Source organism: Microcoleus sp. T3_A4, from assembly GCF_036700465.1.
Classification (GTDB): domain Bacteria; phylum Cyanobacteriota; class Cyanobacteriia; order Cyanobacteriales; family Microcoleaceae; genus Microcoleus.
The window spans coordinates 16,487-30,796 of the sequence record NZ_JAUBOY010000006.1; the positions used below are offsets into that span (position 1 = coordinate 16,487).

At 44.9% G+C, this 14,310-nt stretch carries 13 protein-coding genes and 1 pseudogene; 3 read left to right on the forward strand and 11 right to left on the reverse strand.

What is annotated here, in order from left to right; all coding sequences use genetic code 11:
• Nucleotides 1-152: 152 nt before the first annotated feature.
• Nucleotides 153-1,898 carry a hypothetical protein gene (locus QUA07_RS04980; protein WP_333323066.1) on the forward strand — a complete coding sequence of 582 codons (1,746 nt, stop codon included), beginning with the start codon at nucleotides 153-155 and terminating at the stop codon, nucleotides 1,896-1,898.
• A gap of 70 nt (nucleotides 1,899-1,968) precedes the next feature.
• Here QUA07_RS04980 and QUA07_RS04985 read toward each other — a convergent pair whose 3' ends face one another.
• Complete coding sequence (locus tag QUA07_RS04985; RefSeq protein WP_333323068.1) at nucleotides 1,969-2,223, reverse strand: hypothetical protein; 255 nt, start codon at nucleotides 2,221-2,223, stop codon at nucleotides 1,969-1,971.
• Between the two features lie 231 nt (nucleotides 2,224-2,454).
• On the opposite strand from QUA07_RS04985, the gene QUA07_RS04990 reads away from it, so the two are divergent.
• Entirely contained in the window at nucleotides 2,455-3,567 is a 1,113-nt protein-coding gene (locus QUA07_RS04990) for an NF041680 family putative transposase (RefSeq protein ID WP_333323276.1), read from the forward strand.
• A gap of 260 nt (nucleotides 3,568-3,827) precedes the next feature.
• Here QUA07_RS04990 and QUA07_RS04995 read toward each other — a convergent pair whose 3' ends face one another.
• The 9 genes and pseudogenes from QUA07_RS04995 to QUA07_RS05035 all read right to left on the reverse strand — a co-directional run bounded on the left by QUA07_RS04995 (nucleotide 3,828) and on the right by QUA07_RS05035 (nucleotide 12,130).
• A complete protein-coding gene (locus QUA07_RS04995) occupies nucleotides 3,828-5,213 on the reverse strand; it encodes an Eco57I restriction-modification methylase domain-containing protein (RefSeq protein WP_333323071.1) in 1,386 nt (461 codons plus the stop codon).
• Nucleotides 5,210-6,093: pseudogene (locus QUA07_RS05000) on the reverse strand (XamI family restriction endonuclease). Before QUA07_RS05000 ends, QUA07_RS04995 begins: the two are co-directional and overlap by 4 nt.
• A gap of 173 nt (nucleotides 6,094-6,266) precedes the next feature.
• Nucleotides 6,267-7,001: a response regulator transcription factor gene (locus QUA07_RS05005; RefSeq protein ID WP_333048843.1), complete on the reverse strand. Its 735-nt coding sequence runs from the start codon at nucleotides 6,999-7,001 to the stop codon at nucleotides 6,267-6,269.
• Nucleotides 7,002-7,095: 94 nt separating this feature from the next.
• A complete protein-coding gene (locus tag QUA07_RS05010; protein ID WP_333323076.1) occupies nucleotides 7,096-8,175 on the reverse strand; it encodes a hybrid sensor histidine kinase/response regulator in 1,080 nt (359 codons plus the stop codon).
• Entirely contained in the window at nucleotides 8,172-8,747 is a 576-nt protein-coding gene (locus tag QUA07_RS05015) for a hypothetical protein (protein ID WP_333323077.1), read from the reverse strand. The genes QUA07_RS05010 and QUA07_RS05015 overlap by 4 nt, the downstream gene beginning before the upstream one ends.
• 125 nt (nucleotides 8,748-8,872) lie before the next feature.
• Nucleotides 8,873-9,016: a hypothetical protein gene (locus tag QUA07_RS05020; RefSeq protein ID WP_333323079.1), complete on the reverse strand. Its 144-nt coding sequence runs from the start codon at nucleotides 9,014-9,016 to the stop codon at nucleotides 8,873-8,875.
• Between the two features lie 482 nt (nucleotides 9,017-9,498).
• Nucleotides 9,499-10,425 carry a ParB/RepB/Spo0J family partition protein gene (locus QUA07_RS05025; RefSeq protein ID WP_333323081.1) on the reverse strand — a complete coding sequence of 309 codons (927 nt, stop codon included), beginning with the start codon at nucleotides 10,423-10,425 and terminating at the stop codon, nucleotides 9,499-9,501.
• Complete coding sequence (locus QUA07_RS05030; RefSeq protein ID WP_325314687.1) at nucleotides 10,415-11,176, reverse strand: ParA family protein; 762 nt, start codon at nucleotides 11,174-11,176, stop codon at nucleotides 10,415-10,417. Before QUA07_RS05030 ends, QUA07_RS05025 begins: the two co-directional genes overlap by 11 nt.
• A gap of 324 nt (nucleotides 11,177-11,500) precedes the next feature.
• Nucleotides 11,501-12,130: a hypothetical protein gene (locus QUA07_RS05035; RefSeq protein WP_333323084.1), complete on the reverse strand. Its 630-nt coding sequence runs from the start codon at nucleotides 12,128-12,130 to the stop codon at nucleotides 11,501-11,503.
• 387 nt (nucleotides 12,131-12,517) lie between these two features.
• On the opposite strand from QUA07_RS05035, the gene QUA07_RS05040 reads away from it, so the two are divergent.
• Nucleotides 12,518-14,086, forward strand: coding sequence for a hypothetical protein (locus QUA07_RS05040; protein ID WP_333323086.1), 1,569 nt, complete (start codon nucleotides 12,518-12,520; stop codon nucleotides 14,084-14,086).
• On the opposite strand, the gene QUA07_RS05045 is transcribed toward QUA07_RS05040, so the two are convergent.
• On the reverse strand, nucleotides 14,075-14,302 hold the full coding sequence (locus tag QUA07_RS05045; RefSeq protein ID WP_333323088.1) for a PIN-like domain-containing protein: 228 nt from the start codon (nucleotides 14,300-14,302) through the stop codon (nucleotides 14,075-14,077). The genes QUA07_RS05040 and QUA07_RS05045 overlap by 12 nt on opposite strands.
• Nucleotides 14,303-14,310 lie beyond the last annotated feature (8 nt).

Below are 14,310 nucleotides of genomic sequence, written 5' to 3' on the forward strand. Positions count from 1 at the left end.
TTAGCTAATTGGAAAGAGCGAAATAGCGATCAAAGGGGCACGATGAAATGTTCACAACAACAAGTTGATAAATCCTCGGCTACTTTGATACAGTCATTCCCTTTTCCCTATCAAAAAATTCTCTAGAATCACTTGCTGAGGAAGCTGAAAAGATGAGTGAACCTTTATATGATCCAAGCAACTATCGTCCTGGTATGCCTGGTTGGACAGGACAGATTGGTAAACTTGCTTTTGTAAACACCACTAACAAGACTGTGTTTGTCAAGCTTTATCATCCCGACGCGCCAGATCGAGTCTATAGTACTCATCAAATTGATCCAGATAAAAACATCTATTTAGCTGACTCAGTGGGTATGGACTGGGGAATACAGGTTAATGACTCACCTATACGAATTGTTGGTTTAGTCTCTGATTGGAACCTTTTTGAGGGAGAACACATTTTTCAGACATGGCCAGCTAGAGTTACATTCTTTAGTGAGATTCCCTTGTACGATCCAAGCAACTACCGTCCTGGTATGCCTGGTTGGACAGGACAGATTGGTAAACTTGCTTTTGTAAACACCACTAACAAGACAGTGTTTGTCAAGCTTTATGATCCTGACGTTCCTAATCGGATACATAGTATTCATCAAATTGACTCTGATCAAAACATTTATCTAGCTGACTCAGTGGGTATGGACTGGGGAATACAGGTTAATGATTCACCTATACGAATTGTTGGTTTAGTCTCTGATTGGAACCTCTTTAATGGAGAGCACATTTTTCAAACATGGCCTGACAAGGTCAAAGTTGGAAATCCCCAAACAGCTTTGAATGACACAATAGAGCAAATATATCAATTTCTATATGAATCTTTAACAGGAAATTCATCAGGACGAAACCCTATAGAACAAAAAAATATTTTCTTGACAATCAATATTCCTGGAGAAATTGTTGATACCGATCAATTTGCAAATCCATGGCTTCCCGATAACACTAGCGGCTCAACTGTAGCGCTTGAAAATTTCGCTTTGCTAGTAAACTCTATTCCTCTAGTTTCGTATAAGCATATACCAAGTGGAAGTTTTGTTGACTTTGTTTATGGAGAAATAGTAGCTAACGCTAATGTTCAAACCGTTTCTCCTAATCCAAGTGAAGTTGCTACTTACGAAGCTGCATATAACCTTCTATACGTTGATTCTCATAGTGTTGATACTTTAGGGAATCCCATAACGATGAAAATTGAATCGTTGGAATACCGGGACTACTTAGATAAAAGAGCAACTTATAGAAATGCTTTGTTGGAGTATGCTAGCTCATCCTCACAATATAGCGAATTAGATCCCGTGAAATGGGCACTTTTAGTGCCAGAACTTGATAAAAAAGTTAGTCTAGCCTGGTCTAATCTTCAAACTCCACAATCTTTGAAAATTGAAGCAGCCTTAGACATTTTACGAAGTGCTGGTTCCTCAACTATTGCAACTATGTTTAGCAATGCAAAACGGATTTATGAAACTACTAAGCGTGCCAGTTTAATCAATCCGCTACTAACATGGCATCTTACTTCTGCATTTCCAACAAAATGGTTTGATGTTGATTCGATCAATTTTACGCCCATCGCCACTGAATTCTTTTCTCTGGAGTTTGCTCGTGTTGAAATTCGCCGTCCTTGGTTAAACCCTGACTTGTTTTCTTTTGAGCAATGGAGTGTAGCTGGAAGACAGAAGGGCAGCTATTCTACAGGCATCCTGATAAACAATAAGGGAATCTTTCCATTACTACCAACAGGGTTCATTATTGCCCGTAATCTCAGCGTTACAGCTAATATAAACGGTGCTAATGTTCAGTTATTATCTCAGCCTAAACTACAGATTATTGCTTGGATAAATAGGGTAATTCCCTTTTGTCCGCATAGCTAATAGTAATGGAGAGTGTACTTGGAATCGATTAGTAGCACAAGCTAGCTAACAATCCCGTTGCACATCGACCCTATCGAGATGGCTGGTTGAGTTCGAGAGGTTGTTCACGGCAGGTGAACGGGGTTGTTAGATTACGAGGTGAGTTTTTAACCAATTTAGGTAAAACTTCAAGAATCTTTCCTGCGATCGCATTACCCAATTCCCTCGGCTCCAGCTTATGCAATCCACCCCCGTAAACGCGCCCTTCACCTATCAGCGCCTGATCGGAAATGCGATCGAGCGCCTGCCACACCTCTTTAAGCAATTCTGGCCTATCTAAAAGCATTGGAGTTTAGACTAAGCACGTCTTAATAGCACGGTTAGATTTCAACTTAAGAACGGCAATGGTCGCTGGTGAAGAGCTATGAGGCTCAACCACTAGCATAGATGCCGACGACCGTTGACGTTCTCTTCGGCTGACAACCTCAAAAAAAAACTGTCTGCGATAGTTTCAACAGACAGCGTAAGGGTAGAAGATTGAGAATTCAGCTAAAAATCTCAAATCTACCTGCCATCTCTGTTTGAACAATTACGGGAATTTCGTCAACTTGCTTATGAATGTCTCGGCAATGCCAAAGACGCCACCTTTGAACTAGCAGACGCGATAATGACGACTCGCCACGTCTCATGTTTAGGAGATTTAGCCCTCAATCCCTTATTTCGGCGTGAGTGGTCAAGCGTCTACGAAGCGCTGCAAGATTGTAGACCAGACCGAGACCAATTGATGCAACTATATATCCAACAGATGTCACAAGTGGAACGTCCAGTATTAGCGATCGATCATACAGCATGGTTGAGACCCCATGCACCTACTCTCAAAGAGCGGACCTATGAACATCAACCCACAGCCTTACCTCACGGCATACCTGTTGGTATCGGTCAAGGATATAGTACGATCGCACTGATACCAACGATTAGCGGGAGTTGGGCGCTGCCATTAAGACACGAACGTATTACCAGTTGGGACAACCCAATCGGTAAAGGCGCTGAACAATTGGCACAAGTCTGTGAATATCTTCAGAATAGACCCATCGCCCTATTTGATAGTGAGTATGGGTGCGCCCCTCTGGTTAAAGCTACTGCTGCGATCGCCGCTGATAAACTAATGCGTATTCGCTCCAATCGTTGCTTATGGTCAACACCCCCAGCCTATAGTGGTAGAGGACGGCCAAAAATTCATGGAAACCAGTTTAAGCTTAACGACTCCTCAAGCTGGTGGGAACCAGAACAAACCCTGGAATCCCTTGAGCCGAAACTCGGACGAATCAGGTTGAGAACATGGGATAACTTACATTTCCGAGGTAGTCCCAAACATCCGATGACTCTGATTTTAGTAGAACGCTTAGACACTGTAACGGGTCAATTAAAAACTCAACCTTTGTGGTTAGTTTGGGTTGGTGTTCAAATGCCACCTCTTACAGAAATTTGGCAACTATATCTACGTCGTTTTGCCATCGAACACTGGTATCGCTTAGCGAAACAAACATTGCATTGGACAATTCCGAAGCTAAGCACTCCAGAACAATGTGAACGATGGAGTGATTTGATGCCATTGCTAACTTGGCAATTATGGTTAGCTCAAGATTTAGTCAGGGAAATTCGTCTACCGCAGGCATTAGCCTCTCCCTGAATTGACACCTGGAAGGGTTGCACAATCAATGCTTCCACTTTTAATTAGGATTGGGAGTCCGGCTGTTGCTCCCAAATCCCGAGGAAAATCGGCTGGATGGTCATCCGGTAAACTGCGCGCTCAAAGATGTCGCTATCCCGTGGTCAAAAAGGGTAAAGGTCGGTTCCAAAACTCTCCCAAATTCGTAATTTAACCTGGAAAACTCTTTCTAAATTCACTAGAATTTCGCTCAGCGTTAGCTGAGTCAATTTGTGCTTAGTCTAAACTCCAAAAAGCACTTTGGCAAGAGCAGGTTTGGGATACAGCATCAAATAAACATTGGTCGCCGTAGCCATTGAGTGATTCAGGATAAATCGAAAAGGTCTGCCCCTACCAGTATCCTGACGACCCATATAAGTACAGAGGAACGGCGAAGGAGGACGCTTTTCCTGCGAATACCAGGGAGTACGATGGTTACACAGGTAGCGATCGCAAATTCCCTGTTTTACTCCCATCTGCAAATATTCCCAAAGCGACGGATACTTAGCTTTCACCTCCAAAGGGGGCAAATCGCACGATAGTAAGAATAACCGACAATCGAGAATCGGATTTCCCAAGTCATCTGCTTCAATCTCATCAACTGATAACAACCGGGGACTAGGCAAAACTGGCTTGAGAAACTCAAAGGGCAATTTGTAAGCAGAAACTTGATCTGGTGTCAACACGAAAAAATTGTTCGCTCCCGTCGCCAGCCCCCGTTTGATAGTGAATAAGTCCTTAAGTTTCAATGGCTGCTCTTGAGAATTTACACTACCAGACATCAGTCCAAATTTAGTCCACTTAGCTGCACTGCGTAGCGACTCCACCGACACGATCAGCGACATTTTAGATGCTGTCAAACTCCCTCCATAGGTAAACTCAACAGCATGATTAGCAGGTGGCAAAGCTTTCTTAAACCAAACCACTGCTGACGTACAGAGTGCATCTTCAAACTGCGCGTCAGCAGCATCGAAACAGTGAATTCGTAGTAGGGTAACGCGATTTAGCAAGTAATCCTTAATTTGCTGTCCGTAATTCACATCCATAAATCCACTGGGAATCAGCCACCCTGCTAATCCACCAACAGCCATACTCGCATCCGCAATGCACAAAAAATGGCAGTAAAGACTAGCCAACTGACTGAGTTTAACTCCCGCTGTTTGCTGTGCTAGCTGTTGCAGCCGCAGCTTTTCAACTCGGTTCAAATGATGATGTCGGGTATATGGAGGATTGCAAATGACTAAGTTAGCTTTTGCCTCGTCAGAGTCAGGGGGTATTGCTTGGGTAAAGTCAGCGATATTTAGATGTAGCGAAGTGTCATTCCAAAGCTTAATCGCTTCGTTTCCGTAATGGGGGTCAATTTCATAGCCGACTGCTTTAACAATTTGCGATCGCCCAAATTGCTGCAATAATGCCGAGTAAAAAGAACCTGTACCAAAAGCCGGGTCTAGAAAACGAATCTTAATATCCGACGGCAACAGCATTGAAGCATATTTGAGAATATCTGCTGCCAGTGTTGGAGGCGTAGCAAACTGACCTAGTTTATTTCGCTGAGCTTGAGTTCTAGCTCCATCCAGTTGCGATTGCCGCAACATTCGTGTCACTTCAATTGTTGCAGTTACATTCATATCCCAAACAGCCCCAAATCCTCAATCCGATGTTCCCAAACCCAGTCAATTCCTTCAGCCGCTTCGTAACCCAAATAGCCACTGTCAAAGTAACCGCAAAGAAACAAAATAAAACGCACGTTATTGCCGTATTGCTCCTCAATTGAGTCATTTTAATAGCTTCTTCTTTGCGTCGCTTATTGGGATTGGTATAGTCACCGGCAGATTTCGCTTCAATCAGTAACGGGAATTCACCAGGGCTAGAATTAATTGGTACAAGCGCAACATCAATAGGGATATTAATTTGTTTGCTGCCGGACTGTAAAAGTACCGGGATATTGAGCCGAAACGAGAAAGTCCCAGGCTGCATGGTTTCAAAACTTAATCCGGCTCCTCCTCTAATGTAGGAATAACCGCGCTGTTCCAGCCATTGCTTAATCATAGCAAGCTGCCTTCGTTCTTGAGCGTTACGAACGATTGGGTCAGAAATAGCACCGCAAAGGCGATCGGCAACAATTGTCGCTGCTCTTTGAACTTCAGTCTCCGTTGGCTGCTGTCCGCTTTCTAGCCAAGGAAAAATATCTTTGTCGAGCAGTCGTGCAATAATTTGACTAATTTTTGTGAGTTCAGCATCCAGAGTTGCAATGTCTGCCCGGGGCGGAATTCGCTGTTTCTCTTCCATATTTTTGACCAGGTTGGGCGACACTCCTGCTAAACCGATCAGGCGATCTCGCGCAATTGGCGGCGCTGCCGCCATGCGTAAAATGGGCAAAACCTCTGGATGCTGTCGCAGCAGGGCGGACGTGATGTTGCTCAGATTGGCTGTCTCTGCTAGGGCGGATTTAACTTGTTGAGTTGTAACAATGCGAGTGTCGCGGTAGGCTTTTGGAGCGAACAGCATGAACCAATTGTTATAGAAGTCTACCGACAGGGCAATATCGGGTTTCCACAAGTGTGGTTTGTCGGCATTAACTGGCACTGCACCTCCTCTAATCGCGACCCTCGCCTAAATAGCTTAGATTGCTGGAACGTCTCTGTTGTATTATCCACCAAGCGGTTGCTCTTGAAGCGGATTTAGTCAACTAAACCCGCGCGAAGGGCTCTGACAGCCGCTTGAGTGCGATCGTCGCAAGACAGCTTATTGAGGATATTACGCACATGAGTTTTCACAGTACCGAGAGAAATGTATAGCTGCTTGCAAATTTCCTCATTGCTGCACCCTTCAACAATCAACTCTATAACCTCTTTTTCTCGTTCTGTTAAAGGGTTCGCCATTAACAAATGACTGTATTCTGGCTCGACTCCATTGATTGACACAGTGGAAATAGTTGCTGAGTTAACAGCTTCCTTGAAAGGGTTATTCATGCGAGCCAAAACGATTCTGGCAATTGAAGAATCGATCCAGTTTTCACCAGCATTTGTCTCAACAACAGCTTCCACTAACTTTTCAAAACTGACATCTTTCATGCAGTAAGAGTCTGCTCCCGCTGCAAAAGCTGCCAGCACGGATTCCTCATTATCCTGCATCGTTAAAATCAATACTTTCGGTTGGTTCTCCACGCTTGGAGTTTGGGCAGTTTGTATGTATTCTTTGAACCTTTTGGTCAGTTCAATCCCATCTACTAACCCCGGTAGTCCGATATCAACGATCGCTACATCAGGCCGGGTTTTCTCCAGTAAAGTTATCCCTTGCAGGCCGTTAGCTGCCTCTCCGATAAATTCGAGTTCTTCGCAGTCTTCTAAAGCTGCTTTGATTCCGGCCCTTGTCAGGTGGTGGTCTTCAATTAAGGCAACGCTAATTTTATTCATGGTTGGTTTGTTTAAAAAAAGGACAATTGTACTTCAGCGGCACGAGTGTGCCCGAGGTAGAACGTATGCGCTCTTTTGTATCCAAACAAGATTTTTAGAGCGAGATAGGGAGCCGTACAGTAAATGTGCTGCCTTGACCCACCGTTGATGCTACGTCAATACTGCCAGAGTGGGCTTCTACAATCCGGCGAGACAAGTGCAGCCCCAAGCCGCAACCTGCTCTGGCATGATTTCCGGTGCGAAATCGTTCAAACAGCGAGGCTTGTTCTGAGGCTCTGATGCCGGGGCCGGTGTCTTCTACGCTAATGCTTACCGATTTGGCATCTGGACGGACAACGACTTTCACACAACCAAAATCGGTGAATTTAATGGCATTTCCGACTAAGTTGGTGATGACTCGGCGGAGTTCGAGGCGATCGCCCTCAATCCGCAGCGGTTGCGAGTCTGACTCGTCGCAGGTTAGGACAAGTCCTTTATCAATAGCCACAGCCTCCAGTTCTTTGACGACTTCTTTGACCAGTTTTTTGAGGTCGAAGGGGGCGATTGCCAGGCTCTTGCAACCAGATTCAAATCGGTGAACTTCCAGTAAAGTATTGACTAACGAAAGCAAATTTTGGTTACTGTTACCGATGGTGGCGATCGCCTCTACCGCTTGAATGGGCAGTTCACCGAATTTCCCTCGTTTGAGCAGGGTCAGCATTCTATCAGCGGCAACTAGGGGAATCCGCAAGTCGTGGGTAAGACGAGCCACAAAATCCTCTCGTGCCTTTGTCATTTCCAGCATCGCATCTATGCTGTGTTTGAGCCGGAGGAGGCTGCGGACGCGGGCCAGTAACTCATTCACCTGGATGGGCTTGCAAACGAAATCATCAGCCCCCAAGTCAAGTCCATCAGCTATGGTTGTTGAGTTGTCAGCCGCAATTAACAGGATGGGGATAAAGGGAAGTTGAGGATTTGAGCGAATTCTGTAAGTTACTTCGTAACCGTCTACTTCTGGCATCATTACATCCAACAGGAGTAAATCTGGCGGTGACTCCTCAACTTGAGCTAAAGCCTCAAGCCCGCTTGATCTTGTGGTGACGCAGTAGCCTTCTTCTGAGAGGATTGCCTGCATAATAAATAAGTTGTCGGCTGCATCGTCAACGGCCAAGATTTTACTGGGTTTATCTCTCATTGTCCTGACTTCCTTTCACCCCTCCATCCAAAACTTACGAATGAGTCCATATCTTCTGAATCAGCCTTTTGGCGGATAAAACTTAAAAATTGTCGATAATCTTGAAGCTGCTGAGATTCTTCCAACTTTCGCTGTTTTCTGATTCGCAGCAAGTAGTCTTTGAGGCGAACGTACCGCCATCCAACTTGAAATCCCAGATCGTAGATTTGAGTGGCTTTCGGATTCGCGCTCGCGTTGAGTAAGGTTTGTGCGACGCTTGGCGAGTCGAAGTCAGAAATTGTTCTCCTGCTTTGTTTTCCATCCTTACAGCCTTTCCAAAACTCTTTGCTGCTAGTTGAAGTTTGGATGGAAATCTTGTACTCTTGGAGCGTCGATTCAAGCCAATCTAAGTCTTGTTTTCTGTCGTTCGAGAGGGAATCGTTTGGCTGATACTTATTCCAGGCGCGAGCAAAAGCATTTAGCGAATTTTGAAAATCTGCCAAAAAACAGTCTAACAGGGTTTGATACTTTGACGATGGTGAAAGTCGGCTGCGGTTTGAAAGAGTGTGAGTTGGTGGCATAACTGTCAACATAAGCAAAACTTGGTTTTAGTTGGCTTTTTTCGATTTCATCTCCTGTCTCCAACCTATCAACTGCCAAGCTTGAGCGAGTTCTACCTAAAAGCTGATTTTTCATTCACTGTCGTAAAGCTAATTTCTCATTCACTGCCACTGTTGGTTAGAATTGTTATTAGCGCGACTTTTATTTTTACATAAATAATTGTGCCGTCCCGCGCGCGATCGCCTGCATCAGACCGATCGCCAAAAAATAATGTCCTCTCGATTAACAGGGCATCCGTCACAAAAACTTAAACTTTGCCTCTGAACAGCCAGCGCAGAAATAATATCAAGCCCTGCACGCAGCGCGATCGCGCGTTAAGCTAGAAACAAACCCAAATAACAATCGCAGGACTGGACGCAACTGGCATACTAAAATCAAGTTGTAGGGTGCGTCAGGTAAATCGATCGAACGATTATTGAGGGTTTAGATATCTGACGCACCTTACTAATTGTGACAATTGCGCCTAGTCCTGAATAAGTTTTTAGGAGTCCGGTTGTACAATGACTTGCACCAAGAATGCTTCTTAGTCTTACAAAACAAACGCAGAAGACATCCGAAGACCGAAGTATGAAGGCAGAAGCTAGAAGCCGGATATTTAACTGATCATAAGTGTCTTCTCACTTCTGCCTTTGAAGGGGCACAACCATCACCTTCAATGGCTAAAATTATTGTCTAGACTCCGGTTGTAGCGATTAGGTGGATGCGCTATCGCCCTTACTTTTTCTAATCTGCTAAAAGAGATTCTAGCTCTGTTAGGATTTTTTGGAGGCGCTTCTGCTTCTTTGGATCGCTCCAAGCTTTGGACTTGTTCGCTTTTGTTAAAGCTCCCTTTATTTGGGTTTTTAGATTCTCTTCCGGTTCTTCTCCCGAAGTACCTGCCTTTAAATCCGCGATGCGTTCTTTAATCTGAGTTAAAGATAGACCTTCAGCGATCGCTGCTTCTAGAAGCGACTTTCTTGCCTGCTCATCTTTAACTTTGGCGATCGCTCGCGCCTTGGTGTACTCGATCTGACCCCAGCGCAGGGCTTCTTGGATGTCTGTCGGCAGCTTCAGCAGTCCCAGTCTGTTGCTGACGAAAGATTCCCACGACATCCGCCCCAATTCGTTAAAAACCTTGACGACTATTTGCATTTCATGATGAATGATAACGTTATCATTCATCCTCTGTACGTCATTTTGCATCCGGTAGAGCAGCCGCACCACCTCTTCGAGATCGTATTCAAGGTGATGGGAGAGCAGTTGCAAGATACCCTCCGTTTCTTCGACTGGGTTGAGGTCTTCCCGCTGGAGGTTCTCAACTAATGCGACGCGCAGAGCTTGCTGTTGGGTCAAGTCCCGAACGATAACAGGAACTTCTGTCAATCCCACTTCTCTAGCAGCTCTATACCGCCTTTCGCCAGCTACTAGCTCGTATTTTTCATCTCCCAAAGGACGGACTAATAGAGGTTGGAGAATTCCATCAGTTTTTACTGACTCAACCAAAGCCTGCATAGCTTGGGAGTCGAAGTATCGGCGAGGTTGAGAGGATGGAAGCTTTATCGACTCAATCGAGAGCAGTTTTTCTGCCGTTGGTTCTGCCACTTCATCATCTCCAAACAAAACGCTCAAATTTGCCTTACCTTTATAGGGCTGGTCATTCTTACTTGACATTGAGTTTCTCCATCTTGGCTGCTAGCTGGTCTAATATTTTGACGACGGGATTCTTAGGTTCGTAAACAGCAAGCGGGACTTGTTTCTCGGAAGCATCCGCGAAAGCAGTTATGCGCGGGATGGGAGTGTAAACGGGGCCGAAGGTCGTAAACTGCTCGCTCATAGCCTTGAGAGTCCGCTTGTCCTGAGAGTTTGCAGCAGCATAGCGGGAGGGAACAAAACCAGCTATCTGCAAAGAGCGGTTTCCTTTCTTTCTGATTCTCGCTACTGTTTGCAACAGGAGGTTGGTGCCCTCAAAGGCTTTGTAGTGAGTCTCAACGGGGACTAAGACGTGAGTAGCGGCTACCAAGCTGATGTAGCTGAGCAACCCTAAACTGGGAGGGCAATCTATGAGGATGAAATCATAGTTGTCTTGAATTGGGGCGATCGCATCTTTGAGGCGAACTTCCCGAAAATCCATGTTAACCAGTTGAATTTCCGCCGCGCTGAGGTTGATGTTGGTAGGAGCCAAATCCATACCGTGAATGCCAGTGTGGATGGGCATAGGCTCCTCATTGACAATGGCATCAAATACAGTTTTATCCAAATTCTGAGAGTCAACCCCCATGAAGAGCGTCAGAGAACCTTGAGGATCGATATCGATGAGAAGAACCTTGTGGCCTCGCTTAGAGAGGTGGTAGCCGAGATTGAGCGCGATCGTGGTTTTCCCCACACCACCGGCTTGGTTGAACAGCGAGATTATCTTTGTCATGACTTGCCCTCCGGTAACGTGCCACCATAGTTCCAATCTTGCGTGCAAAAGGAGGCGGCGGTTAAAACTGTAAGCATATTTGCACTCTTGTTGAAGTTTGGGAATGTCTGCGCTTTAGGTATGAACCGTCACTATCCCCAGACCGTTTTGTAAAAAAACTATAGTTATACTCTCATATAAAAGTGATATCTCAGAAGGCGCATTAGCAATTTTTTTATTTTTTCCCACTCGGAAAGGCAATTGGTAACAGTGACCATGCCGTTGCTGTAAAAGACAACGGCAATGTGGTCGGGTATAAATGCTGGCAGGTGACGCTAAATACTTCTAAGCTCGCTCTTTCATTGACTTGTAGGGATAAGGATAGTTGATTGTTAGTTTGAGCGAGCCAGGAAGTACCTCTGGTTGGTTAACAATGCAGTAAATGAGATATCCAGCCCATTCTACTTCTGTCCAAGCCAAAGGCGAGAACTGGGCTGACTCACAAATGGCGCGTTTAACCAGTCCCGGTCTGCTGCGGTTCTCAAACAGAGCTTGCACGAACTGGGTGGGATTGGCTATGGCAGGGGACAGAAGCTTGCAAAATTTTCTAGGATGAACTGTCCGAAGGTAATTGATAGCAGCTTGTCCATTAAATGCTTCAACTAGAGATGGGGAAATTTGCAAGTGCTGGAGCAGCAAGTCCATATCTTCATCAGTATTGGTTACTGCCCATAAATTATCCTCGAGCCACCCCCAAACTATCTGCTCAGCCTCTTTGTGAGTTGCTACCAAAAAGCGATTTCCTTTATAGGTAAACCCTGATACGTGGGGCAGTTGGGGGAGAGACCAGTCGGCAAAAGCGCGATCGCTGTCCAGTAGCAATAGGACGGATGCTAGTATGTGCCTCCTGCTGTGTCGCAGCGGATCGGCAACGGGTGCAGGCTTTCGAGAGCTGTGTTGATGGTCAAACTGCATGGGAACGCCGTTCTCCTATTAACAGTAAAAGTTACTGATTTAAGCTAAAAGCTAAAGGCTGTAAACTCAATCCGCCGTCCCTCCTAATTTTCCAGCTCAAAAGTCATCAGCAAAATTACTCTTGCGGACTATTCAAACGCGATTCAGATGCAGAAATTATCATCCGAGTGGCTGTTGTTTGTTCTAATTTCAGCTAGCTATAGCAATAGGAATTTGTTTGACGGCTTTTTTTCGAGATCGCTACTTTTTGATACAACAAGTACCGCTTTAATGTTCTGTGCCTTGAGAACTAAAGTTAGTTACAACTGAAGGCTTACTGAGAACGACAACAATGCATGATAGGTTGATTGCTAAAAGATCGACGCGCTTTTAGAGGGCGGCACGCTTATGTTTTTAGGCACGATGCAGAGATTTTCTCCTGAGTATATCTTGAGGCTGAAACAAATAGGGTTAGCTTTTTTTGAGAAGATAGCAACTGACCGATCGATAGCTGGAGAAACCCAAGATTTTTATCAGGGATTGCTTGCAGGATTGGATCGGGCAGTCAAGTTAATAGATGAAGAAGGCGGGGTACAAACACTTAGCCTTTTAGAAGCTAAAATAGCAACTTTTATCAATGATGGAGGAGATGATTTGCCCCAACAACATCTAAGTTCAAATTTAGAAGAGGGCGACTCTAAGCTATCCATTTGTAGGTTGCCTGCTAGCTCCATTTCTCAACTAAGACAAATTGGAAAAGAAACCGATTGCGAACCGATTATAAAAGATTGCATCTGCATCGGCGAGACTCAAGATTTCTATCACGGCTGCCTTGCTGCTATTGATTTTGCCCTGTCCTTGGCAGGTGAGAAATATGCCTATGCTCAAATCAGTTTGGTAAAAACTAACGCAGCCAATTTCATCGAATTAAACAAAGATTGGGAGCGCCGAGTTCTCGAGCTTAAAGGCTTATCTTCTTCAAATAGGCAAGATTGGCAACCAAAACAAAATTTGCTGGTTTGGCTTTCGCAAGCAGATGGTGACAATCAAGTTGGGACGCTGGGTAGTGAAGCAGAGGGCGATGAAGCTGATTCGCTCTCGACAGAAGCGGGGGCTTTAGCTGAAATACAGGAGCAAGATTTAAAGAGCGATCGCTCTGATTCTAGCGAACTAATCGTACCTCTGGGTTTAAGCAATTTGGCTATTTTGAAAGACCAGACTGAAAGTGAAGAGGGAGTCCGAGAACAGTTTACAGAAGAGGTAGTAAAGCTGGAAGAAGAAGAGCGCTTAGAGCTAGAGAATTTGCTATCTAGGGCTTTATTAGATAGCTATCAACAGTTAAAGCTAGGGAAATGCAAAGTTATAGAAGATTGGACAGCATTTTTAGAGTCGGGTGAAGCAATCAGGGTAATTTCAGATCGAGACAGCCACATTGTGCTGCGGATTACTTTAGAGGGTGAAGTGCAAAGCGCTTTATCTTATGGCGATGCAGAGGTTTTGGGTGCAACTGTTAAAGAAAACTCTGAGGATTTGGGTAACTGGTTAAAGCCGATAATTCCGAACCCGCCAGCGGGCGATTTGAATGCTGATTCAGTACCGCCAGCAGCCACAATGGACATTCAGCAGGTAAAAATGGCTGAGTCTATTCTGCCAACGGCTCAAAGAGCTTTTGAGTATTTCCTCAATTATGCACGCGATCGCGTGGAAGAGACTGATGAGTACACTCGCGTTCGGGTAGGAGATTTGTACGATCTGATCGTGGAAGAGTCGGAAGGGGTTTCGGTGTCTTCTCTGACTGTTTCTGTCCGAGGGGAGTTAATCAAGGTGCGTGGAGAAGATTTGGTTTTAGCTCAGGGTATTTCCTCTGAAGATATTGATTTTTGGGCAGTTGTGGCAGAGCAGCTAGATCGGATAGAGGCGAGGAATAGGGATTGGGAGCGATCGGAACCAGATAGTCAAAGTGGTTTAGGGGGCTGAATCCCTGGAAATACCCCTTATTTGAATTAGCTCCTCTCTGCAAGATGCTTTAAAATTTATAGCGTCTAAAACTTTAAAAAAATCTTCGTGTGTTTCATTACGATGTTCATAAAAATCTAAAATAACATTAGTATCAAAAATAAAGATGCACTTTTGCCAAAGCTCCAAAAAATCTTCGTCAGATGGGGAATAATAGCCGGGGAATAAGTCTTTCATTTTTGTCA